General features: G+C 62.6%; 23 protein-coding genes. 2 read left to right on the top strand and 21 right to left on the bottom strand.

Going from position 1 to position 21590, the window contains the following annotated elements; translation table 11 throughout:
- Positions 1–16 precede the first annotated feature (16 nt).
- From pdxJ to OKW38_RS24020, 20 genes are all read right to left on the bottom strand, one after another.
- On the bottom strand, positions 17–781 hold the full coding sequence (gene pdxJ / locus OKW38_RS24115) for a pyridoxine 5'-phosphate synthase (protein ID WP_429335072.1): 765 nt from the start codon (positions 779–781) through the stop codon (positions 17–19).
- The gene (gene recO, locus OKW38_RS24110) at positions 778–1692 is read right to left on the bottom strand and encodes a DNA repair protein RecO (RefSeq protein ID WP_429363339.1); all 915 of its coding nucleotides are present in this window, start codon (positions 1690–1692) and stop codon (positions 778–780) included. Before recO ends, pdxJ begins: the two co-directional genes overlap by 4 nt.
- Positions 1679–2578 carry a GTPase Era gene (gene era, locus OKW38_RS24105; RefSeq protein WP_429363337.1) on the bottom strand — a complete coding sequence of 300 codons (900 nt, stop codon included), beginning with the start codon at positions 2576–2578 and terminating at the stop codon, positions 1679–1681. The genes recO and era overlap by 14 nt, the downstream gene beginning before the upstream one ends.
- A 54-nt stretch (positions 2579–2632) precedes the next feature.
- Entirely contained in the window at positions 2633–3913 is a 1281-nt protein-coding gene (gene rnc, locus OKW38_RS24100; RefSeq protein WP_429363336.1) for a ribonuclease III, read from the bottom strand.
- A 185-nt stretch (positions 3914–4098) separates the two neighbouring features.
- The gene (gene lepB, locus OKW38_RS24095; protein ID WP_090801160.1) at positions 4099–4992 is read right to left on the bottom strand and encodes a signal peptidase I; all 894 of its coding nucleotides are present in this window, start codon (positions 4990–4992) and stop codon (positions 4099–4101) included.
- An 18-nt stretch (positions 4993–5010) separates the two neighbouring features.
- A complete protein-coding gene (gene lepA / locus OKW38_RS24090; RefSeq protein ID WP_090801163.1) occupies positions 5011–6804 on the bottom strand; it encodes a translation elongation factor 4 in 1794 nt (597 codons plus the stop codon).
- A gap of 229 nt (positions 6805–7033) precedes the next feature.
- Positions 7034–7306 carry a glutaredoxin family protein gene (locus tag OKW38_RS24085; RefSeq protein ID WP_090801165.1) on the bottom strand — a complete coding sequence of 91 codons (273 nt, stop codon included), beginning with the start codon at positions 7304–7306 and terminating at the stop codon, positions 7034–7036.
- The gene (locus tag OKW38_RS24080) at positions 7303–8811 is read right to left on the bottom strand and encodes a DegQ family serine endoprotease (RefSeq protein ID WP_090801167.1); all 1509 of its coding nucleotides are present in this window, start codon (positions 8809–8811) and stop codon (positions 7303–7305) included. The genes OKW38_RS24085 and OKW38_RS24080 overlap by 4 nt, the downstream gene beginning before the upstream one ends.
- 37 nt (positions 8812–8848) lie before the next feature.
- Positions 8849–9889, bottom strand: a complete 1041-nt coding sequence (locus tag OKW38_RS24075) for a MucB/RseB C-terminal domain-containing protein (protein ID WP_090805408.1) — start codon at positions 9887–9889, stop codon at positions 8849–8851.
- Positions 9890–9893: 4 nt separating this feature from the next.
- Complete coding sequence (locus OKW38_RS24070) at positions 9894–10508, bottom strand: sigma-E factor negative regulatory protein (protein ID WP_429335075.1); 615 nt, start codon at positions 10506–10508, stop codon at positions 9894–9896.
- 93 nt (positions 10509–10601) lie between these two features.
- Entirely contained in the window at positions 10602–11201 is a 600-nt protein-coding gene (rpoE, locus tag OKW38_RS24065) for an RNA polymerase sigma factor RpoE (protein WP_006051939.1), read from the bottom strand.
- Positions 11202–11307: 106 nt separating this feature from the next.
- Positions 11308–11700, bottom strand: a complete 393-nt coding sequence (locus OKW38_RS24060) for a hypothetical protein (RefSeq protein WP_429335076.1) — start codon at positions 11698–11700, stop codon at positions 11308–11310.
- A gap of 122 nt (positions 11701–11822) precedes the next feature.
- Entirely contained in the window at positions 11823–13079 is a 1257-nt protein-coding gene (gene fabF / locus OKW38_RS24055) for a beta-ketoacyl-ACP synthase II (protein ID WP_090801172.1), read from the bottom strand.
- 256 nt (positions 13080–13335) lie between these two features.
- Positions 13336–13575, bottom strand: a complete 240-nt coding sequence (gene acpP, locus OKW38_RS24050; protein WP_004197638.1) for an acyl carrier protein — start codon at positions 13573–13575, stop codon at positions 13336–13338.
- A 152-nt stretch (positions 13576–13727) separates the two neighbouring features.
- Positions 13728–14477, bottom strand: a complete 750-nt coding sequence (fabG, locus tag OKW38_RS24045) for a 3-oxoacyl-ACP reductase FabG (RefSeq protein WP_090801174.1) — start codon at positions 14475–14477, stop codon at positions 13728–13730.
- Positions 14478–14591: 114 nt separating this feature from the next.
- The gene (gene fabD / locus OKW38_RS24040) at positions 14592–15527 is read right to left on the bottom strand and encodes an ACP S-malonyltransferase (RefSeq protein WP_429363334.1); all 936 of its coding nucleotides are present in this window, start codon (positions 15525–15527) and stop codon (positions 14592–14594) included.
- 118 nt (positions 15528–15645) lie between these two features.
- On the bottom strand, positions 15646–16635 hold the full coding sequence (locus OKW38_RS24035; RefSeq protein WP_090801177.1) for a beta-ketoacyl-ACP synthase III: 990 nt from the start codon (positions 16633–16635) through the stop codon (positions 15646–15648).
- Positions 16635–17741 carry a phosphate acyltransferase PlsX gene (gene plsX, locus OKW38_RS24030; protein WP_090801179.1) on the bottom strand — a complete coding sequence of 369 codons (1107 nt, stop codon included), beginning with the start codon at positions 17739–17741 and terminating at the stop codon, positions 16635–16637. Before plsX ends, OKW38_RS24035 begins: the two co-directional genes overlap by 1 nt.
- A gap of 123 nt (positions 17742–17864) precedes the next feature.
- Positions 17865–18044: a 50S ribosomal protein L32 gene (rpmF, locus tag OKW38_RS24025; RefSeq protein WP_027198353.1), complete on the bottom strand. Its 180-nt coding sequence runs from the start codon at positions 18042–18044 to the stop codon at positions 17865–17867.
- 102 nt (positions 18045–18146) lie between these two features.
- Positions 18147–18803 (bottom strand): DUF177 domain-containing protein, encoded by a 657-nt coding sequence (locus OKW38_RS24020; RefSeq protein ID WP_429363332.1) that lies wholly within the window; start codon positions 18801–18803, stop codon positions 18147–18149.
- Positions 18804–19120: 317 nt separating this feature from the next.
- On the opposite strand from OKW38_RS24020, the gene OKW38_RS24015 reads away from it, so the two are divergent.
- Together OKW38_RS24015 and OKW38_RS24010 are read left to right on the top strand one after the other, a co-directional pair.
- Entirely contained in the window at positions 19121–19738 is a 618-nt protein-coding gene (locus OKW38_RS24015; RefSeq protein WP_429335079.1) for a Maf-like protein, read from the top strand.
- The gene (locus tag OKW38_RS24010; RefSeq protein WP_429335080.1) at positions 19735–20454 is read left to right on the top strand and encodes an SAM-dependent methyltransferase; all 720 of its coding nucleotides are present in this window, start codon (positions 19735–19737) and stop codon (positions 20452–20454) included. The genes OKW38_RS24015 and OKW38_RS24010 overlap by 4 nt, the downstream gene beginning before the upstream one ends.
- Before the next feature lie 110 nt (positions 20455–20564).
- Here OKW38_RS24010 and OKW38_RS24005 read toward each other — a convergent pair whose 3' ends face one another.
- Entirely contained in the window at positions 20565–21566 is a 1002-nt protein-coding gene (locus tag OKW38_RS24005; RefSeq protein ID WP_429335081.1) for a S49 family peptidase, read from the bottom strand.
- Positions 21567–21590: the final 24 nt, after the last annotated feature.

Here is a 21590-nt window from a genome sequence, read left to right as displayed (position 1 = left end):
CCGTCGCCAGGTTGCGTTACGCGCGCGCGCCGAGACGCGCGGCGACCATGATCGCCTTCATCTCGCGCACCGCGTTGTCCCAGCCCGCGAAGATCGCATGCGCGACGATCGCATGACCGATGTTGAGTTCGACGATGCCGTCGATCGCCGCGATCTGCTGCACGTTCGTGTAGTGCAGGCCGTGGCCCGCGTTCACTTTGAGGCCGAGCGTCGCGCCGAATTCGACTGCTCGCACGATGCGCTCGTATTCGCGCTGCTGTTCCGCGGGATCATGAGCTTCCGCGTAACGGCCTGTGTGCAGCTCGATCACCGGCGCGCCGGCTTCGTGCGCGGCGCGAATCTGCGTCTCCTCGGGGTCGATGAAGAGCGACACGCGCGAGTTCGCGTCCGCCAGTTGCTTGCATGCGGCGCGCACCGCCTCGAACTGTCCGGCGACGTCGAGACCGCCTTCGGTCGTCAGCTCCTCGCGCTTTTCCGGCACGAGGCAGACGTCGTGCGGTTGCACTTCGCACGCGATGTCGAGCATTTCCGGCGTGACCGCGCATTCGAGATTCATGCGCGTTTTTAGCAGCGGACGCAGCTTGTGTACGTCGGCGTCGACGATATGCCGGCGGTCTTCGCGTAGATGCAGCGTGATCGCGTCGGCGCCGGCTTCTTCGGCCATCAGCGCGGCGCGGATCGGATCGGGATAGGACGTGCCACGCGCGTTGCGCAGCGTGGCGACATGGTCGATGTTCACGCCGAGGTCGATCGCGGTCGGCGAAGTCAGGAAGAAGCTCATAGGTTCTGCAGGTCGATCAGGATCTGGCGGGTAGCAAGCGGCGCGCCGCCAAGATAGGTGTTGAGCAGGAAGCGCATCAGCGTTTTGCTTTGCGCGACGGTCTGCGCTCGATGGTAATCGTCCTTTTCCATATCGAGCAAGGTTTGTCCCGACACTACCGGCCACTGCGCGGGCCATTCGTCCGATGCCTCGCGTACCCCGCGCTCGGGATCGAACACGTAGCGGCCGTCGGCGAGCACCGCTTTGCGTGCGACCGTGCGGTCGAGCGCCATCGCATATCCGGTCTCGCGTAGCAGCACGCGTTCGAACGAGCGCAGCACCTGCACCGCCGGCTCATCGTGCGCGAGCCGCGTCAGCGTGACGACGTAGTGATGGAACAACTGAGGATGCGGGTCTTCGCGCGCGCAGAAGCGCACCAGCAGTTCGTTGACGTAGAAACCGCACAGCAGCGCGTCGCCGGTCAGCGGCAGCATGCCGCCGACCCATTCGGCGCCGGTCAGCGTGCGCATTTCGGACTTGCCCGACCACGCGAGCGACAGCGGCTGGAACGTTTGCAGCACGCCGCGCAGCGCGGAGTGCGGGCGCTTCGCGCCCTTTGCGACCAGCGCGAGACGGCCGTGATCGCGCGACAGCACGTCGATGATCAGGCTGGTCTCGCGATACGGATAGCTATGCAGCACGAACGCGGGCTGCTCGGTGATCCGATATTCGGATGTGGAGGTGCGCGGCGCGCGGCGCGCCGGCGTTTTGCGTGGCTCGCCATCGTCGGCGGGTGCGCTTTTCGCGCTTTTTGGGCTTTTTGCGTCGGCCGACGATTTCCTCGAGCTACGCGCGGGCCGAGACGGTTCGTGCTCCGGCTGATCCGAAGCCTCGTCTGAATTGAGCGTCATCCACGCGTCATTCGTACCCATACGCACGAAGCCCGGCTTCATTGTCGGCCCAGCCGCTCTTCACCTTGACGAAGGTTTCGAGGTACACCGGCCCGTCGAACAGCTTTGCCATGTCGAGGCGAGCCTCGGTGCTGATCTGCTTCAGCTTCGCGCCCTTCTGGCCGATGATCATCGCCTTGTGCATGTCGCGATCGACGAGGATCGTCGCGAAGATACGGCGCAGCCGCCCTTCGGTTTCGAACTTCTCGATCAGCACGGTGCTCGTGTACGGCAGCTCGTCGCCGGTCCAGCGGAAGACTTTCTCGCGCAGGATTTCGGCGGCAAGAAAGCGCTCGCTGCGATCGGTCAGGTCGTCCTCGCCGTAGATCGGCTCGCCTTCCGGCAGGAACGGCTTGACGGTGGCCATCAGACGTTTGATGTCGTCGGAATTTTTCGCCGACAGCGGCACGATCTCGTTGAACTCGCGCAGCGTGCTCATCTGCTGCATGAACGGGAACAGCGAGTCTTTATCCGACACGCGATCGAGCTTGTTCGCGATCAGCAGCGTCGGGACCTTCGCCGGGATCAGATCGAGTACCTTCTGGTCGTCAGGGCCGAAGCGGCCTGCTTCGATGACGAACAGGATCGCGTCGACCGAGGTCAGCGTCGACGTAACGGCGCGGTTCAGCGAGCGGTTCAGGGCGCCGCTGTGTTTGGTCTGAAAACCGGGCGTGTCGACGAAAATGTACTGGGCGTCTTCGAGCGTATTGATGCCGGTAATGCGATGGCGCGTGGTCTGCGCCTTGCGCGACGTGATGCTGACTTTCTGGCCGACCAGCGCGTTCATCAGCGTGGACTTGCCGACATTCGGGCGGCCGACGATCGCGACCATGCCGCAGCGAAAACCAGTGGGAGTGTGAGCGTTCATATTCGGACTACGGCAGGTTCAGTTCGGCGCGCGCGACGCGCACGCCGATGGCAATCAATGGCCCGCATCGGCGACGCGCGTTTGCACCGCGTCGGCGACGCCGGGTTCGTGTTCGGCAGGTGCCGGGGGCACCGAGACAACCGACGCGGGCGCGGCGCTCACGCTGGACGCAGCAGTCCCCGGCGCGGCTTCGCGGCTGCGCAGACGGTCTGTGCCGCGAGCGTGTGACGGCGTGTCGGCTTTGAGGTCGGGGGTTTTGTCCGCTGCGGGTTTTTCGGCCGGCTTGTCGACAGGTTTCTCGCCCGCGTGGATCGAAACCTTGTCGGCCCTCTCCGTCTTTTCGGACTTTTCGGCGCGCTCCGGCTTGTCCTGTCCGCTGTACTCCACATGCGCGGCACGAATTACAGCCAACGGCGCACCGGCGGGACCCGGCGCGGCACGCTCGGCCGCCGGTCTTTCAGCGGCTGATTTTTCCACGGAAGGTTTGTCGGCGTGCGCTTCCAGCGCGACAGGCGCGCGCCCTTCACCGCGCGCGCTCTTGCGATCCGGTGTGCGCAAATCCAGTGCGGCCTGTACGCCGGTCACGCCCGGCACGATTTCCTGCTCGGCATTTTTCGCGGCACGCGCGCCCTTCGAGCGCTTCGGCTTCGCGACCACGGCAGGCGCCGCGGCCATCACTTCATCGAGCGCCTTCTTTGCGGCCGCCTGCTCCGCCGCGCGACGGCTCGCGCCGGAGCCAGACACCTTGACGTCCAGCTTCGGCACCGTACATTCCACTTCGAACTGCTGATTGTGCGCCGCACCATGCGTGGCGACGACCGTATAAGTAGGCAACGCGATCTTGTGGCCTTGCAGATACTCCTGCAGCAGCGTCTTCGCGTCCTTGCCAAGCGTGCGCGGGTCGATATGGTCGAGAATCGCTACGTAAAGGCGCTTGATGACCGTCTGCGCAGCCTCGAATCCGCCGTCCAGAAATATCGCACCGAGCACCGCCTCGAGTGTATCCGCGAGGATCGACGGGCGGCGGAAGCCGCCGCTGCGCAACTCGCCCTCGCCGAGGCGCAGGCCCTCCGAAATATTGAGTGCCTGAGCAATCTCGTAGAGGGACTGCTGTTTGACCAGATTGGCGCGCACGCGAGACAGGTCGCCTTCGTCGAGTTTGCCGAAACGTTGGAACAAAAGCGCAGCCACCGCGCAATTCAGAACGGAGTCGCCGAGAAATTCGAGCCGTTCGTTATGCGTGGAGCTATGACTGCGGTGTGTTAGAGCCTGGCGCAGCAATTCCGCATTGCGAAATTCGTAGCGCAAACGGCTTTCCAACGGAGATAGGGGCATGGGCAGAGTATAACGCGGGCGCCTGACCCGGCGGAAACACGGGGCGCCAGCGGAAAAAGCGTGGTGAACCGACGTTACCGCGAGTTCTTAAAGTAGCATGACAACACGCCGCGACCGAGATAACCGGGTGCCGGTTATTCGCGCGGCGTGTGAGAAGCGCTCATGAAGCGATCGATGCATGCGACTCACTGGAAAGGGCCGATGCGCCGCAGATCGCTGAAGTTCATCCAGATGAAAAATGCGCGGCCGACGATATTGCGTTCAGGCGCAAAACCCCAGTACCGGCTATCCGCGCTGTTGTCGCGGTTATCGCCCATCATGAACAAATTGCCCGGCGGCACTTTGCAGATCACGCCACGCGCGTTGTACTGGCAGTTGTCGCGATACGGATAATCTTCCGCACCGACGATGAACGGCGGCACCGCCGGATTATTCAGAATCGCGTTCTTGCGGCCGTCGATATCTTCCTCGAACTGCTTCGCATAACCGAGACGCTCTTCGTCGAGATAATCGGGCAACGGCGTTTCAGGCACCGGCTTGCCGTTGATCGTGAGTTTCTTGTCCTGATACTCGATCACGTCGCCGGGCAGACCAATGACGCGCTTGATGTAGTCGACCGATTCGTCTTTAGGATAACGGAACACCACCACGTCGCCGCGATGGACCGGACTGCCCTGCGTGATCCTCGTGTTGGTAATCGGCAAACGTAGACCATATTCGAATTTATTGACGAGGATGAAGTCGCCCACCAGCAGCGTCGGCACCATGGAGCCCGATGGGATCTTGAACGGCTCGATCACGAACGAGCGCACGGCGAACACCACAAGAATCACCGGAAAAAAGCTCGCCGTATATTCGAGCCACCACGGCTGACGCAGCTTGTCGTCGCGCAGACGCGCGCGCGTTTGCGCGGCGTTTTCATCGGCGAAGCGCTCGCCGATGCGTGCCTGCTGACGATCGAATTCGGCGACTGCGGCTTCCGCCTCGCGGCGCCGTTTCGGCAGGAAAACCAGTTTGTCCGCGACCCATGCGACACCCGTCAAAACGACGAGCACAAAAAGAATCAGCGCAAAATTCATAGGGTTCCGTTATTCAACTTATTTGTCTTCGACACGCAGAATAGCGAGGAAAGCCTCTTGCGGGATTTCAACCGAGCCCACCTGCTTCATTCGCTTCTTGCCTGCCTTCTGCTTTTCAAGCAGCTTCTTCTTACGCGTGATATCACCGCCGTAGCATTTTGCCAGCACGTTCTTACGCAACGCTTTAATGTTTTCGCGCGCAATAATGTTCGAACCGATCGTGGCTTGAACCGCTACGTCGTACATCTGACGCGGAATCAGCTCGCGCATTTTCGCCGCCACTTCGCGGCCGCGGTACTGGCTTTGCGACCGGTGCACGATAACCGACAGCGCATCGACCTTGTCGCCGTTGATCAGCATGTCGACCTTCACGACGTCCGACGCGCGGTATTCCTTGAACTCGTAATCCATCGACGCATAACCGCGCGAAATCGACTTCAAACGGTCGAAGAAATCGAGCACGACTTCACCCATCGGAATTTCGTACGTAAGCTGAACCTGACGACCGTGATACTGCATGTTGATCTGGTTGCCGCGCTTCTGCGTACATAACGTGATCACCGCGCCGACGTAGTCTTGCGGCATGTACAGGTTCACGGTGACGATCGGCTCGCGCACTTCCTCGATCTTCGACGGCTCCGGCATCTTGGCCGGATTCTCGACCATCAGGGTCGTGCCGTCGCGCTGCAGGACTTCGTAGACCACGGTCGGCGCCGTCGTGATCAGGTCCATGTCGAACTCACGTTCGAGACGTTCCTGCACGATTTCCATGTGCAACAAACCAAGGAAGCCGCAGCGGAAACCGAAACCGAGCGCCTGCGACACTTCCGGTTCGTACTGCAGCGACGCGTCGTTCAGCTTCAGCTTTTCGAGCGAATCGCGCAGCGCGTCGTACTGATTCGCTTCGACCGGATACAGACCCGCGAACACCTGCGGCTTCACTTCCTTGAAACCCGGCAGCGGCACGGCCGCCGGCTGGTTCACGAGCGTAACCGTGTCGCCGACCTTCGCCGCCGCGAGTTCCTTGATGCCGGCGATGATGAAGCCCACCTGCCCCGCCGACAGTGATTCGAGATCTTTCGACTTCGGCGTGAACACGCCGATATGTTCAACCGGATACTGCGCGCCGGTTGCCATCAGCCGGATCTTGTCCTTCGGACGCAGCGTGCCGTTGACGATGCGCACCAGCATCACGACGCCGACGTAGTTGTCGAACCACGAGTCGATGATGAGAGCCTGCAGCGGCGCTTGCGGATCGCCCTTCGGCGGCGGCACTTTCGCGATCAGCGCTTCGAGCACGTCTTCGACGCCGAGGCCCGTTTTCGCGCTGCAATGCGTCGCGTCGGTCGCGTCGATGCCGATCACGTCCTCGATCTCGGCGATCGCGTTTTCGGGGTTCGCCGCCGGCAGATCGATCTTGTTCAACACCGGCACCACTTCGACGCCGAGTTCGATGGCCGTGTAGCAATTGGCGACGGTTTGCGCCTCCACACCCTGGCTCGCGTCGACGACGAGCAGCGCGCCTTCGCACGCGGACAGCGAGCGGCTGACTTCGTACGAGAAGTCGACGTGCCCCGGGGTGTCGATCATGTTCAGGTTGTAGAGCTGCCCATCGCGCGCGCGATACGACAACGCGGCGGTTTGCGCCTTGATGGTAATGCCGCGCTCGCGCTCGAGATCCATCGAGTCGAGCACCTGAGCTTCCATCTCGCGGTCGGACAAACCGCCGCAAATCTGGATGATGCGATCGGCGAGCGTCGACTTGCCATGGTCGATGTGCGCGATGATCGAGAAGTTACGAATATGATCCATTCAGTGCCGATCAAGCGAAAAGGCGCGCCCCGGACAATAGCGGAGCACGCCTTGTAAGTAGGTGAAAATCTTATCTATTTTAGCCGAAAAGCCCATCGGCCGGCGCATCTTGCGAAGCGCGGGCCTCAAGACGGCGTAGAGGATGCGAGAAAATTACCGCGCGCATCGCAGTGAGCCGAGGCAAAAATGCGCATGGATCGCGCGAAACCAGATGCCGCGCGGGTGCGTATCAGGATGCCGCCGCGACACGCGACGCATGTGCAGCCAATGCTGCCCGCACGGCCGCTTCGTCGAGGTGATAGTGGCACAGTTCGACGCCATCGCAAACCAGCACCGGCACCAACTCGGTGTAACGCGCTTCGAGCAACGGATCGCTGTCGACGTCGATCACCGCCAGCTGCGCTCCGAACTCGGCCAGCATTGGCTCGAGCGCAGCGCGCATGTCCTCGCACAGATGGCACCACGCGCGCCCATAGAGCGTGAGCAATGCCGTCTTCGTCATTTCTGCGCGCTGCGCGGACGAATCGGCACGAACTGCGTGTTGTCGCCGCGACGAACCAGCAACGCGACCATCTTCTGCGAATCGAGGTGTGAGGTCAGCTCGTCGAACTGTTTCGTGCTCGTCACATCCGTATCGCCAATCCGCAGGATGATGTCGCCCTTTTGGAGCCCGACACGCGCGGCCGGACCGTCGACCGCGTCGATCTGCACGCCGTTCTGAATCTTCAGCGCTTTCTGCTGATCGGCGGGAATGTCGCTGACCGCGATGCCGAGCGCGTTGGTCGCGCGCTGCTGCGGCGCTTGCGGCTTCTTCTGATCCGCCTTCGCGACCTTGTCCGGCTGCATTTCTGCGATCGTGACCGGCAGTTCGCGCGTTTGACCCTTGCGCCAGATCGTGATCGACGTCTTCGTGCCCGGCTTCGTATCGCCGACCATGCGCGGCAGGTCCGTCGCCGTGTCGACCGAATGACCGTTGAACTTCAGGATGATGTCGCCCGGCTGCACGCCGGCCTTATCGGCGGGTCCGCCCGGCTCCACGCTGCTCACAAGCGCGCCCTGCGCCTTCGGCAAACCGAGCGACTCGGCGACGTCCTTCGTCACTTCACCAATCGCCACCGCGATGCGGCCGCGCACCACCTTGCCCGAACTCTTCAGCTGATCGGCCACGCGCATCGCCTCGTCGATCGGAATCGCGAACGAAATGCCCATGAACCCGCCGGTGCGGCTATAGATCTGCGAATTGATGCCGATCACCTCGCCCTGCATGTTGATCAGCGGACCGCCCGAATTGCCCGGATTGACGGCCACATCAGTCTGGATGAACGGCAGGTAGTCGCCGGTGTCGCGTCCCTTCGCGCTGACGATACCGGCAGTCACCGTGTTTTCGAGACCGAACGGCGAACCGATCGCGACGACCCATTCGCCGACGCGCACCTTGTTCGAGTCGCCGATCGTGATGGTCGGCAGGTTCGACGCGTTGATCTTCACGACCGCGACGTCGGTACGGTCGTCGACGCCGATCAGCTTCGCCTTGAATTCGCGCTTGTCGGTCAGCGTCACGTAGATCGTGTCCGCGTCGTCGATGACGTGCGCGTTGGTCATCACGTAGCCGTCCGCCGACAGGATGAAGCCCGAGCCTACCCCGCTGTTCTGTTCGGCGTCCGAGTTGTCCGGTGAATCCGGGCTGCCGCCACTACCGCCGCCGCCGCCGTTATCACCCCCGTGCGGCGATTGCGGTGACTGCGGCAACGGAATCCCGAAGAAGCGCCGGAAGAACTCCGACATGTCGCCGTCGTCCATACCCGGCGGCAGGCCGCCGCGGGAACTACCGTTCGACACGCGCGTTGTCGTGCGAATGTTGACGACCGCCGGGCCAACCTTGTCGACGAGGTCGGTAAAGTCGGGCAGGTTGGCAGCGGGAGCCGCCGATGCCATATGCGGCACAAGCGGCAAACACGCCGCCACTACTACGGCCGCGAGGAATTTGCGCACCGAGAAAGTCGTCATATCGTAGCAAGCCGAGGGATTTCAGGATTCGGAAGGGTTACTTCGGAGCTTTGTATTCTATGGCAGACGCGAACTGCTGCAATGTGGTTTGAGGCACTTCACCGAGCAGGGTAATCCAGAAGTCGCCCTGACGCTTGACCAGTACGTGCGTCGCGCCGCTATCGCCCGTGCCTTCCTTACGCGTATTTTTCTCGACGGGCTCGACGAACACCGAAATCGCTGCGAGGCCGTCGGAAAACACGGCCTGGTCGACCGGGATCGGAGGCTGCCCCGCCTCGCGCGACGCCATCGGACGACGCAACTGGCGGATCATATGGAAGCCCGGTACCGGCGGCATGATTTGCCAACCCTGCGCGGCCATGTCGACCGGCTCGACTGGCGGACGCACTACCGTCCAGCCCGTGAGATTGCGGATGCCGTTGACGATGCCCGTTTTGTCGACCGGCACGCCGATGCGGACCTGCGAAAACGACAACTGCTCGAGCACCTGACCGCTCGGGTCGAGCGTCTGCGCGCGCAACAGCAGACCGGTCTTTTTGTCTGCCCACAGCTTGTACGCGAAGCGGTACGCGTCTTTCGGATCAAGTTCCATCACGAGGCTGTCGACGCCCGCGACGCGGTCGTCGTCAAGCATCTTCGGCTCGTAGACGGACAGCACCTGCTCGCCGTTCACCGACAGCAGCGCAGGGAATGAGTCCTTGTTCTGCCGTTTTTCGAAGACCACGATACGCCGCTCCGGCAAGAACGTGTACATGTCGTCGTTGTGACGCAGCATTTTGCGCGGCTTGCCGTCGAGGCTTTCGAGCTGCTCGAACTCGCCGTCCGTACGCGTGGAGTAATGTGCGATGCGCGACGTCTGCACGAAACTGCCGCGCTGATAGACGAACGCGCCCTCGTAGTTCTGCTGCTGGGCGGCCTGATGGATGCGATCGAGCAGTTCCGCGGCCGCGCGACGGGCGACGGCAGGATCGTCTTGTGCGAAGACCCGCGGTGTAGCGGACAACAACACGGCTGCGCAGAACAGAAATGCTGGCAACCGCCCCCAGATAGTCGTTTTATTGAACCGCGGAGTCTGCATCAAACTATTGGCCCTGCGTGGAGACTGAGGCAGCGCGAATCAGCGGCATCGAGCCTGCCATCGCCGGTTGTTGCGCGAATTGCTGATGAGCTTCGAGGTACTGATCGAGGCTCGCGTCGCGGATGATGTTGGAGTCTTGCGCGGGCACCGAGGCCATGGCGACACGCTGCACCGCGTCGCCGTGCGATTGGAGCGAAGCGAGCTGGGCACCCGGACCACCCGGCACGCCCTGCAGCTGCGGCACGACGATCCAGGTCAGCGTAGCGGCCGCGGCAGCGACGGCAAGAGCCGGCACGACTCTGCGGCGCAGCCCGAGCAGGCGGCGCGCGACCGATGCAGACGCGGCGGCGGGCGCCAGCACATGCGGCTCGCTTTCAAGACGCGCGGCAAACCCGCTCAGAAAGGCACTGCTCCGTGCGGGGCTGACTGCCAGATCGTCGGAACGTAGCGCGTCGCCGATCAGGTGGTAGCTCGACCAGGCAGCGCGATCATCGCCGCCCAGCTCCGCAAGAAACTTGTCCAGATTCAGATGCTCTTCGCCGAACAACTCACCGTCGACGAAAGCGGACAGACGCTCGCCGTGCGAGCCTGCTTGCGATTGCATCGAGACCGACCCCATGATGCTCCCCATCTTCCAAATACCCCGTAGTGACACCACTAATCCAGATATTGCACCGCTGCCCCGCCAAGCCAGCCGGACGTTCGGAAACGTCTACCAACGCTTGCCTTCGGGGGTGTCAAGCAACGGTCGCAATTTTGCCGCAATGGCTTCGCGAGCGCGGAAAATTCGTGATCTGACTGTGCCAATCGGGCAACCCATCATCTCGGCGATTTCCTCGTAGCTCAAACCCTCAATTTCTCGGAGAGTAATGGCGGTGCGCAATTCTTCCGGTAAAACCGCCATCGCAGCATTGACCGTCTCAGCGATCTGCTTGCTCATCAACATCGACTCAGGCGTGTTGATATCCCTTAGTTGGTCGGCATCGGAGAAAGTTTCAGCTTCTTCAGCATCCGCTTCGGTTGAGGTCGGCGCGCGCCGGCCCTGGGTTGCAAGGTAGTTCTTCGCGGTATTGACCGCAATCCGGTACAACCACGTGTAAAACGCCGACTCGCCGCGAAACTGCGGCAACGCGCGATACGCCTTGATAAAAGCGTCTTGCGCGACGTCTTCGACTTCGGCGGGGTCCCGCACGAGACGCGAGATCAGCCGGAGAATCTTGCGGTGGTATTTGGAGACCAGAAGCTCGAACGCGGCCTTGTCGCCCTTCTGGACGCGCTCGACCAGCACCTGATCAATTTCTTTTTCGCTCACCTGATAAATCCGTTAACTTAACTATAGGGCGCACGGCGGGGGACCATTGTAGCGTCCCCCTGGTGAGGGCACGTTACTACGGTAACAGCGGTTACAGTCGTTACAGTCAGGCGCCGGCCGCACGCCGGCCCAGCACGGAAAGTTCGCGGAAAACAGTGGACGGCAGCGCGTCCGCGGCGAGCAGCAGGGAGCGCCTGCGACCCGACGGTGCGCGCATGAGGCCGCGCCTGCGACCACCCTCGGGCTCGAGCTCAAGCACCAGCAAACGGCCGCTCCACTGCGCGCAACCGACCATGCGGCCCCGCGCGAGCAACTCACCCGCGTGGTTCCAGGCGGAAATCTCGCCCATCGCGACATGCAGCGCGATGGCCTGCGCCGCGTCATGCCTCGCCGCGCAGAGCATGAGCAGTGCTGCGACGGCGAGCGTCAACGGAGCGGCCTGCCAAGCGCCCACTCGCGGCGCGAGACAGGTATAAACGGCTAACGTCGCAATCAGCACGAACGCTCCCACCGCGGCACGCATTGCGATAGAGCGACGCAGCGCTATCCGCTGCGCTGCCCTACCCAACGTTGCCGGTGCGGGGGAAAGCGCCGGCGAAGCCGGCGTCGTGAACCGACGCGTCACCCGAGATCAGGCGATCCGGCGCGCTTGAACACCAGCGTGCCGTTCGTGCCGCCGAACCCGAACGAGTTCTTCAGCGCGACGTCGATCTTCATTTCCCGCGCGGTGTTCGCGCAGTAATCGAGATCACAGGCCGGGTCCTGGTTGAAAATATTGATGGTCGGAGGCGACACCTGGTGATGCACGGCGAGCACCGTGAACACCGACTCCAGACCGCCAGCGCCGCCCAGCAGGTGACCCGTCATCGACTTGGTCGAGTTGACGACCATGTTCTTCGCGTGGTCGCCGAACGCCCGCTTGATGCCGGTCGTTTCCGCCAGATCGCCGAGTGGCGTGGACGTGCCGTGCGCGTTCAGGTAGCTCACCTGATCGCCGTTGATGCCCGCGTTCTTCAGCGCTGCGAGCATGCAGCGGCGTGCGCCGTCACCGTCTTCGAGCGGCGCCGTCATGTGATACGCATCGCCGCTCATGCCGTAGCCGCCGATTTCCGCGTAGATCTTCGCGCCACGCGCCTTCGCGTGCTCGTATTCTTCGAGCACCATTACGCCGGCGCCTTCGCCCAGCACGAAGCCGTCGCGGTCCATGTCCCACGGACGGCTCGCGGTAGCCGGATCGTCATTGCGTTGCGACAGCGCGCGCGCCGCCGCAAAGCCGCCGATACCGAGCGGCGACACGGTCGATTCCGCGCCTCCCGCGATCATCACGTCGGCGTCGCCATATTCGATCAGGCGCGAAGCCTCGCCGATGCAGTGCAGACCGGTCGTACACGCGGTAACGATCGACAGATTCGGACCCTTGATGCCGAACTTGATCGACAGGTGGCCGGAGATCATGTTGATGATCGAAGCCGGCACGAAGAATGGCGAAATGCGACGCGGGCCGCGATTGAGCAATTCGGTTTGGGTGATTTCGATCATCGGCAGACCGCCGATGCCCGAACCGACCACCACGCCAATGCGCTCCGAATTCTCCTCGGTGACTTCGAGGCCGCTGTCCCGCATCGCCTGGATGCCCGCAGCCACGCCGTAATGGATGAACGTATCCATGTGGCGCGCTTCCTTACCGGGGATGTAGTCCTCGATATTGAAGCCCTTCACCTCGCCGGCGAAACGAGTCGAGAAGTTCGACGCATCGAACTTCGTGATATTGGCAATCCCAGACTTGCCGGCGACCAGATTGGCCCAGCCATCGGCAACATTATTGCCAACAGGCGAAATCAGCCCCAGGCCTGTAACAACAACACGACGGCGGCTCACGGTAACCCCTTTTTCATAGATGACAAAAAGCAAAAGCCACAGCGGCCACAGGAATCGCCCTGTGTGCCCTGTGGCTGTTTAAGTCGGCAATCGCGCGGAAAGTTGCGCTGTCAACATCGCTGGCTCCTGCGTGGCAAGCGGCGCGACGTATGGTGTGCCAATGGACACGCCCGATAGCGTCGACCCTGCTGGCGCCGGCAAGCGGCACGGCAGGGCGTCATGCGCGGCCCGTGCAGAAACGCAGGCGCGAATGACCTTAGGCCTTGACGTTTGCGCGAGCGTAGTCGATCGCTTGCTGAACGGTGGTGATCTTCTCGGCTTCTTCATCTGGAATTTCCATGCCGAATTCGTCTTCGAGGGCCATCACGAGTTCAACGGTGTCGAGCGAGTCGGCGCCGAGATCGTTCACGAACGACGCTTCGTTCTTGATTTCCGCTTCCGCAACGCCCAGTTGTTCCGCGACGATCTTCTTGACGCGCTGTTCGATATTGTCCATTACCCCTCCAAGGGAAAAGAAGTTCAAAAATACAGGTGCGCGCATTTTATCAGGTTTGACCCGGCAAAAAAGCGGCGCATCGGGTTCCTGTCAACGCATGCGCCTCGTGCTTTCCGCAAACGCATCAAGGCGCGGATAGTAACCGAAATTGGTTACTGCATATACATGCCGCCGTTCACGTGCAGCGTCGTGCCGGTGATGTAGCCCGCTTGCGGCGACGCGAGGAACGCGACCGCGTGCGCGATGTCTTCCGGGCTGCCTAGACGGCCGAGCGGAATCTGCGTTTTCAGCGCGGTCTGCTGCTCTTCGGGCAGCGCCTTCGTCATGTCGGTATCGATGAAACCAGGTGCCACGCAATTGACCGTGATGCCGCGGCTGCCGATCTCGCGCGCGAGTGCGCGCGTCATGCCCGCGACGCCCGCCTTCGCGGCCGCGTAGTTGATCTGCCCCGGGTTGCCGGCCGAGCCGACCACCGACGTGATATTGATGATCCGACCGCCCTTCGCTTTCATCATCGGGCGCAGCACCGCACGCGACAGACGGAACACCGACTTCAGGTTGGTGTCGACCACGGCGTCCCAGTCGTCGTCCTTCATGCGCATCGCCAGTTGATCCTGCGTGATGCCGGCGTTGTTCACCAGCACGTTCAGCGCGCCGAATTCCTTGACGGTGCCGTCGATCAGCGCTTCGGCCGCGGCCGCGTCGTTGACGTCGAGCACCGCGCCGCGGCCGTTCACGCCCGCCGCCTTGAACGCTTCGGTGATCGCTGTCGCGCCGCTTTCGCTCGTCGCGGTGCCGATCACCGTCGCGCCCTGACGCGCGAGTTCCATCGCGATCGCACGGCCGATGCCGCGCGATGCGCCCGTCACGATTGCGATCTGCTTGTCGAGAGTCTTTTCCATCTGTCAGTCCGGATGCCCTTCAAATAGGGCTCATTGATTCTTGTTGATTCGTCTGTCGAGCAATGCCGCGCCAGCGCGGTATTGCTCTGTCGATACCCGTTCGCGAATGCGCGCTCAGTCTGCCGTCACGAGTTTCAGCGTTTCTTCGAGCGACGCCGGATCGAACACCGACGCGCCGACGAGATCGCCCTCGATGCGCCTCGTCAAACCCGCAAGGACCTTGCCCGGGCCGCATTCGATCACGTGCGTGACGCCCTGCGCTGCCATTGCCTGTACGCATTCGACCCAGCGCACCGCACCAGCCGCCTGGCGCACGAGCGCGTCCTTGATTTTGGCCGGCTCGTTGACCACGGCGACGTCGACGTTGTTGATGACGGGAATCGACGGCACCTGCACGTCGATGCTCGCGAGGTATTCGCGCAATTGATCCGACGCCGGCTTGAGCAGCGACGAGTGGAACGGCGCCGACACCGGCAGCGGTAGCGCGCGCTTCGCGCCCTTCGCCTTCGCGACTTCGCAGGCTTTCTCGACCGCGGCTTTGTGGCCCGCGATCACGACTTGCGCCGGCGCATTGAAATTGACCGCTTCGACGACGCCCGCCGCCGACGCTTCCGCGCAGACCGCGCGCACCGTGTCGTCGTCGAGGCCGAGAATCGCGGCCATGCCGCCTTCGCCCACCGGTACCGCGGTTTGCATCGCCTGCGCACGGAAACGCACGAGCGGCACCGCGTCGCGGAACGCAAGCGCGCCGGCCGCGACGAGCGCCGTGTATTCGCCAAGGCTATGGCCGGCGACGAGCGCCGGCGCCGGGCCGCCCGCCTGCTGCCACGCGCGATAGATAGCGTAGGCCGCGGTCAGCATGACCGGCTGGGTATTGGTGGTGAGATTGAGATCTTCGGCGGGGCCTTCGGCGATCAGCTTGCCGAGGTCCTGGTTGAGTGCGTCGGAGGCTTCCTGAACCGTCTCACGCACGATCGCGTAATCGGCGAATGCGTTGAGCATGCCGACCGCCTGCGAACCCTGCCCAGGAAAAACGAACGCGAATTTCATATCGTCCCCAAAATCTGTTTAATCGGATGTGGCGGCCGGCCACGGCTGCCAGATGGCGCGCGGTGTTATTCCGGCCGCACGGGCGCCGCCAGCGACGCCCCGGAATGCGTCGTCCCGCTCAGTAGCGGATGACCGACGCGCCCCACGTGAAGCCGCCGCCGACGCCTTCGATCAGCACGTTATGGCCGCGCTTGATGCGGCCGTCGCGCACCGCGACGTCGAGTGCAAGCGGAATGGACGCCGCCGACGTATTGCCGTGCTCGCCCACCGTGACGACCATGCGCTCCTGCGGCAGGCCGAGCTTGCGGCAGGTGCTTTGCATGATGCGGATGTTGGCCTGATGCGGAATCAGCCAGTCGATCTGCTCGGGCTTCAGATCGGCTTTTTCCAATGCTTCGATCGCGACCTTCTCGAGCACGTTGACGGCAAGCTTGAACACCGCCTGACCGTCCATGTGCAGGAAGGCGCTGCCGGCGACCACGCCGCCATTCACGTTGCCCGGCGTGCACAGAATGTTCGAATGGCTGCCGTCCGCGTGCAGCGCGCTCGAAAGCACGCCCGGTGCGTCGGACGCCTGCAGGATCACTGCGCCGGCGCCGTCGCCGAACAGCACGCAGGTGGTGCGGTCGTTGAAATCGAGAATGCGCGAGAAAGTTTCCGCGCCGACCACGAGCGCCGTGCGATGCTGGCCGCTGCGAATCAGGGCGTCCACCATCGCCACCGCATAGGCGAAGCCGGAGCAGACCGCCTGTATGTCGAACGCGGCACCGTGATTCTTGATCCTGAGCTTGTTCTGCAGCAGGCAGGCGGTGCTCGGGAACACGAAGTCCGGCGTGGAGGTGGCGACGACGATCAGGTCGATGGACTGCGGATCGATGTCCGCCGCTTCGATCGCTCGCTGCGAGGCGATCAACGCGAGGTCGCTGGTCGTGACGTCCGGCTCGGCGAAGTGACGCGCATGGATGCCCGTGCGCGCGACGATCCATTCGTCGCTCGTTTCAACGCCTTGCCTGGCGAGACGCTCAGCCAGATCCTGATTGGTGACGCGGTTGGGCGGCAGACAGCTGCCGGTGCCCAGCACGCGGGAGTAGATTGTGGATTGAGCCATTATGCCTTCGAGGATTGCGCAGCGTAGGGCTCGGCCGGCTGGCCTGCGATCGGGCTTGCGTGACCCGCACCGCTTGCGTCGCGCGCCGCCTGTTCGAGAGAACTCGCGTTCTCTTCCATCGCTCGCGCAAGGCGCTCCAGCACGCCGTTTTTGACGGCATCATACCCGCGTTTGATAGCCCACTCAAACGCGTAGGCATCGGCTGAACCGTGGCTTTTGATCACGAGACCGCGCAAGCCGAGCAGCGCGGCGCCGTTATATTGCCGATGATCGACGCGTTTCTTGAAGCGCATCAATACCGGCAGCGCGAGCACCGCCATCACCTTGGTCAGCCACGAACGGCCGAACTCTTCCTTGATGATGTTGGACAGCATCTGCGCGAGACCTTCCGACGTCTTCAGCGCGACATTGCCGACAAAGCCATCGCAGACGATCACGTCGACGGTGCCCTTGTAGATGTCGTCGCCTTCGACATTGCCATGAAAGTTGAGTGTACTCGCACGCAGCAGTTCGCCGGCGCGCTTGATGATGTCGTTGCCCTTGATGACTTCTTCGCCGATGTTGAGCAGGCCGATGGTGGGCCGCTCCTTTCCTTCGAGCGCGGACACGAGCGCGTGCCCCATCTCGGCGAACTGCAGCAGATGCTGCGGCTCGCAGTCGACGTTGGCGCCCAGGTCGAGCATCATCGTATAGCCGGTGGGATTAGGCAGTGCAAACGCGATGGCCGGGCGTTCGATGCCCGACAGCGTTTTCAGCACATAGCGCGAGACCGCCATCAACGCGCCGGTATTGCCGGCGGAAATGCAGGCTTGCGCCTCGCCTTCCTTGACGCGGTTCAGCGCCACGCGCATCGACGAATCTTTTTTCTTGCGCAGCGCGACCTCGACCGGGTCGTCCATCGCGACGACCTCGGTAGCAGGTACGACGGTCAGCGCCGGCAGATCCTGAGCCTTGAGCTTCTTCAGCTGCGCACGAATCGCACTTTCAATGCCGACGAGCAGCAATTGCGCGTCGGGATGCGAACGAACGAAGTTGACGGCAGCGGGAACGGTCACGGACGGGCCGTGGTCGCCTCCCATGCAATCTATCGTGAGCTTTACTGTCATGGAGTGCGACGAATTTCAGACACAAAAAAGCGGCAGTTGAATGCCGCCTTTTTGCCGAACCGGGAAAATGTCAAGCGAGCCGATCGCTACGCGAAACGCCACAGGGCGCATCGCAGTCAATGATTAGTCGTTCTTCGTCTTGACGACTTTCTTGCCGCGATAGTAGCCGTTCGGGCTAATGTGGTGACGTAAATGCACTTCGCCCGTGCTCGGCTCGACGGCCATCGGCGCTGCCGTCAGGAAATCGTGCGAACGGTGCATGCCGCGCTTCGACGGCGACTTCTTGTTTTGTTGAACTGCCATGACTAAAACTCCAAAAAATTTTCCGAATTCTAACACAGCCCGACACGGACTTAACCACTGGCCGAATGGCCAATGCGCCCGCATCGCGCCCCCTGCAACTGTTTAGCGCTTCTTGCCGCCCGGTTCGTCGCGTTTCAGACTTTCGAGCGCCGCGAACGGATTGCGCCGCTCGCTGGACTGGTCCGGCTTGCTGGCATCGCCAGCTTCTTCCTGCGCGGCTTCGTCGCCCTCGCCTTCGCTACCGTCCGTGCCCGAGACAAGGCTCTCGTGCACTTCGGGACAGACCTCGTGTTTGGGCACGAGCGGCAAGGAAAGCAGCAACTCTTCTTCGATCAAGTCGATGAGATCGAACTGGCGCGAGCCGACGACCACCTCGACTTCATCCTCGTCCAGCGGAAACTCTTCGGCTTCCGCCTCCGTATTGACGATCCGGTAAGTTGCATCGACGTTGAACGCCTGCGAATACGCCGTCAAGCACCGCTGGCATTCGAGCCACGCGGCACCGTGAATCGCCAGCCGCAGATAAGGCTGGGAACCTTCGGTGCCATCGTCCTGCAACTCCGGCTGCATCGTCCCTTCGGCCTGCCATGTGAATGCGGTGTCGCGATCTGGCGCTTCCGCCGGGACTTCGTTTAACATGCGCGGCAGTTGCGAGACGCGCACGACACCCGCGGCCTGACGCCCACTCCGCGCAAATTCGAACAGATCGAGTTCATGCGGGTCGGACAGACCTGCAGGTTTGCCAGGATGTTGAGTCATGTGCGCTCCTGCGTCGGCAAGCATGTTGCCGGGGTGATTCGCGAAGGATGATCAGATCCGCCGCGACGATAATCCGGTGTGCGGGGCAGCCAGTGGGGCCCGCGGCCGTTGCGTTCACCCTGCCGGGCTTTCTTCAACCTTCCGACTGCCGAAAGTGCCGAAAGCCGCTGAACGCGCCGAGACCCTTCAAGTGCAAGCATACCGTGAAAAGCCCGAAATCATATCCGTTTTGTCTTTTCGAGTCAAACACTTAAGCCCGTACGTACGGGAGCCTCGCGCGACCCCGTACGACCCGCCGCTCCCGTTGCCCGCAAACTATGCCTGAATCCTCCAAACGCCCGCCACGCCTGATTCTGGCGTCGAGTTCGCGGTATCGCCGCGAGTTGCTCGAACGCCTGCGCGTGCCGTTCGACGTCGTCGTGCCTGCGATCGACGAAACCCCGCTCGCCGCCGAAACGCCCGAAGCCACTGCGCTGCGCCTCGCCGAAGCCAAAGCGCGTGCGGTCGCCCAAGGCCTCGCCGCCGACGAACACGCGTTCGTGATCGGCTCCGACCAGGTCGCCACCTACGACGGCCTGCAGATCGGCAAACCCGGCACGCACGACAGGGCGCTCGCGCAATTGCAGGCGATGCGCGGCCGCGACGTGTTGTTCCACAGCGCGCTGTGTCTGTTCGACAGCGCGACGGACAGCGCGCAAACGATCGACGTGATCACCCGCGTGCGCTTTCGCGATCTGCCGGACGCGGCGCTCGACGCCTACCTGCACGCTGAAACACCGTACGACGTGGCCGGCAGCGCCAAATCCGAAGGGCTTGGCATCGCGCTGCTGGAGGCCATCCATTCCGACGACCCGACCGCGCTCGTCGGCCTGCCGCTTATCGCGCTGTCGCACATGCTGCTCGCGGCCAACTACCCGCTTTTGGGGGCCCGATGACCGGTACGCTCTATCTCATTCCCAACACGCTCGGCGAAGGCGACGCAAGCGCGCTCGATCTGGTACTGCCCGCGCCCGTACGCGCCCGCGCGGCGTTGCTGCACTATTACATTGGCGAAAACGCCAAAACCACGCGCGCGTTCCTGAAGAAAGTCGGCCCCGATCGGCCGATTCAAGAAATCGAGATTCGCGAACTGAACGTCAATACGCCGGCCGGCGAAATCGACAAGCTGCTCGCGCCGCTGCTGTCGGGCACCGATGCGGGCCTCGTCTCGGAGGCTGGCTGCCCGGCAGTCGCGGACCCGGGCGCGCTGCTGGTGCGACGCGCGCACGAGCGCGGCGTAAAGGTCGTGCCGCTGGTCGGGCCGAGTTCGATTCTGCTCGCGCTGATGGCATCGGGGCTGAACGGCCAAAGCTTCGCGTTTCACGGCTACCTGCCCGTCGACGCCACCGAGCGCGCCAAACGTCTGCGCGATCTCGAGCAGCAGTCGCGCAAGAGCAAGCAAACGCAGATCTTCATTGAAACGCCGTACCGGAATCGCGCGCTGCTCGATACCTTGCTCGCGACCTGCGCGCCGTCGACGCTGGTCTGCGTGGCGGTCGATCTGACGCTGCCGAGCGAACTGATCGCAAGCCGGAGCGTCGCCGACTGGAAAAAGAAGGCGGAGATCGACCTGCATAAGCGGCCGGCGATTTTTCTGATTCTGGCGGCCTGAACGTAGACACCGGCCAGGCAACCGAGGGCGACCAGGCCCGAAACTCACAACGCAAAGTCCGCGCGATCGGCCAAAACCGACCGCGCGGGCGTCTTTTTAAAACTGTGGATTCAACGCAGATTCATTTTCGCGCCGAGCGCCATCGCCCGAACCGCGCCGGCGCCGATGGCCGCGCCGAATTTGCGGGCAACGCGATCCGCAATGCTCTCTTTCACCGTGTAATCGACGATATCCGGCGCCTTGAAGATCTCACGCGCGACGTAATCTGCATCGCCAAAACCGTCCGCGAGTCCAAGTTCGACGCTCTTCTGCCCCGTCCAGAATAGACCCGAGAACATGTCCGATGTCTCATGCAGACGCTTGCCGCGCCCTTGACGCACCGCGTCGATGAACTGCGCGTGGATCTGATCGAGCATAACCTGCGCATGTTCGTCCATCTTCGGCGTTTCGGGCGAAAACGGATCAAAAAAGCCTTTGTTCTCACCCGATGTGTGCAGTCGGCGCTGAATCCCCAACTTGTCCATCAGGCCGGTGAAACCAAAGCCGTCCATCAGCACGCCGATCGAACCGACGATACTCGCCTTGTCGACATAGATCTTCTCCGCCGCCGCGGCCGCGTAGTAGCCGCCGGACGCGCACATGTCGCCGACCACGACATACAGCGGAATAGACGGATATTTGCCGCGCAATCGCCGAATTTCGCTGTTGATAATGCCCGCTTGCACTGGACTGCCGCCCGGGCTGTTGCAATAAAGAATCACGCCGGCTGTATCGGAATCCTCAAACGCGGAATCGAGTGCAGTGTTGATATCTTGGGCGTTCGCACTCGTATCGGTCGCGATCTCGCCATCAAGCGAAACCATTGCCGTATGACGGCCAGTCGTGGCGACCCGCTCGCCCGAGAAGTTCAGCGCACCCCATACCGCCAGTGCGAGCACTACGAGGAACAGGAAGCGGAAGAAAATCCGCCAACGTCGCGAGGCGCGTTGCTCGTTGATCGCGGCCAGCGCGATGCGCTCGAGCGCGGCCCTTTCCCAGCCGGGCTGGTCGGCGGGTGCACGGGAGCCGCCTCCCGAGGCAGGGTCTTTTTCGGGGGTCAAGTTGTCGGACATGCGGACAGTGGAAAATTGGAAGAG

The organism is Paraburkholderia sp. MM5496-R1 (genome assembly GCF_050436205.1).
GTDB lineage: Bacteria > Pseudomonadota > Gammaproteobacteria > Burkholderiales > Burkholderiaceae > Paraburkholderia > Paraburkholderia tuberum.
This window is presented reverse-complemented; position numbering and strand designations above follow the sequence as displayed.

What these genes read in the sequence shown, in the direction of transcription:
- pdxJ (WP_429335072.1), bottom strand. Translation starts at nt 781, where the DNA reads ATGAGCTTCTTCCTGACTTCGCCGACCGCGATCGACCTCGGCGTGAAC.
- recO (WP_429363339.1), bottom strand. Translation starts at nt 1,692, where the DNA reads ATGGGTACGAATGACGCGTGGATGACGCTCAATTCAGACGAGGCTTCG.
- era (WP_429363337.1), bottom strand. Translation starts at nt 2,578, where the DNA reads ATGAACGCTCACACTCCCACTGGTTTTCGCTGCGGCATGGTCGCGATC.
- rnc (WP_429363336.1), bottom strand. Translation starts at nt 3,913, where the DNA reads ATGCCCCTATCTCCGTTGGAAAGCCGTTTGCGCTACGAATTTCGCAAT.
- lepB (WP_090801160.1), bottom strand. Translation starts at nt 4,992, where the DNA reads ATGAATTTTGCGCTGATTCTTTTTGTGCTCGTCGTTTTGACGGGTGTC.
- lepA (WP_090801163.1), bottom strand. Translation starts at nt 6,804, where the DNA reads ATGGATCATATTCGTAACTTCTCGATCATCGCGCACATCGACCATGGC.
- OKW38_RS24085 (WP_090801165.1), bottom strand. Translation starts at nt 7,306, where the DNA reads ATGACGAAGACGGCATTGCTCACGCTCTATGGGCGCGCGTGGTGCCAT.
- OKW38_RS24080 (WP_090801167.1), bottom strand. Translation starts at nt 8,811, where the DNA reads ATGACGACTTTCTCGGTGCGCAAATTCCTCGCGGCCGTAGTAGTGGCG.
- OKW38_RS24075 (WP_090805408.1), bottom strand. Translation starts at nt 9,889, where the DNA reads ATGCAGACTCCGCGGTTCAATAAAACGACTATCTGGGGGCGGTTGCCA.
- OKW38_RS24070 (WP_429335075.1), bottom strand. Translation starts at nt 10,508, where the DNA reads ATGGGGTCGGTCTCGATGCAATCGCAAGCAGGCTCGCACGGCGAGCGT.
- acpP (WP_004197638.1), bottom strand. Translation starts at nt 13,575, where the DNA reads ATGGACAATATCGAACAGCGCGTCAAGAAGATCGTCGCGGAACAACTG.
- fabG (WP_090801174.1), bottom strand. Translation starts at nt 14,477, where the DNA reads ATGGAAAAGACTCTCGACAAGCAGATCGCAATCGTGACGGGCGCATCG.
- fabD (WP_429363334.1), bottom strand. Translation starts at nt 15,527, where the DNA reads ATGAAATTCGCGTTCGTTTTTCCTGGGCAGGGTTCGCAGGCGGTCGGC.
- OKW38_RS24035 (WP_090801177.1), bottom strand. Translation starts at nt 16,635, where the DNA reads ATGGCTCAATCCACAATCTACTCCCGCGTGCTGGGCACCGGCAGCTGT.
- plsX (WP_090801179.1), bottom strand. Translation starts at nt 17,741, where the DNA reads ATGACAGTAAAGCTCACGATAGATTGCATGGGAGGCGACCACGGCCCG.
- rpmF (WP_027198353.1), bottom strand. Translation starts at nt 18,044, where the DNA reads ATGGCAGTTCAACAAAACAAGAAGTCGCCGTCGAAGCGCGGCATGCAC.
- OKW38_RS24020 (WP_429363332.1), bottom strand. Translation starts at nt 18,803, where the DNA reads ATGACTCAACATCCTGGCAAACCTGCAGGTCTGTCCGACCCGCATGAA.
- OKW38_RS24015 (WP_429335079.1), top strand. Translation starts at nt 19,121, where the DNA reads ATGCCTGAATCCTCCAAACGCCCGCCACGCCTGATTCTGGCGTCGAGT.
- OKW38_RS24010 (WP_429335080.1), top strand. Translation starts at nt 19,735, where the DNA reads ATGACCGGTACGCTCTATCTCATTCCCAACACGCTCGGCGAAGGCGAC.
- OKW38_RS24005 (WP_429335081.1), bottom strand. Translation starts at nt 21,566, where the DNA reads ATGTCCGACAACTTGACCCCCGAAAAAGACCCTGCCTCGGGAGGCGGC.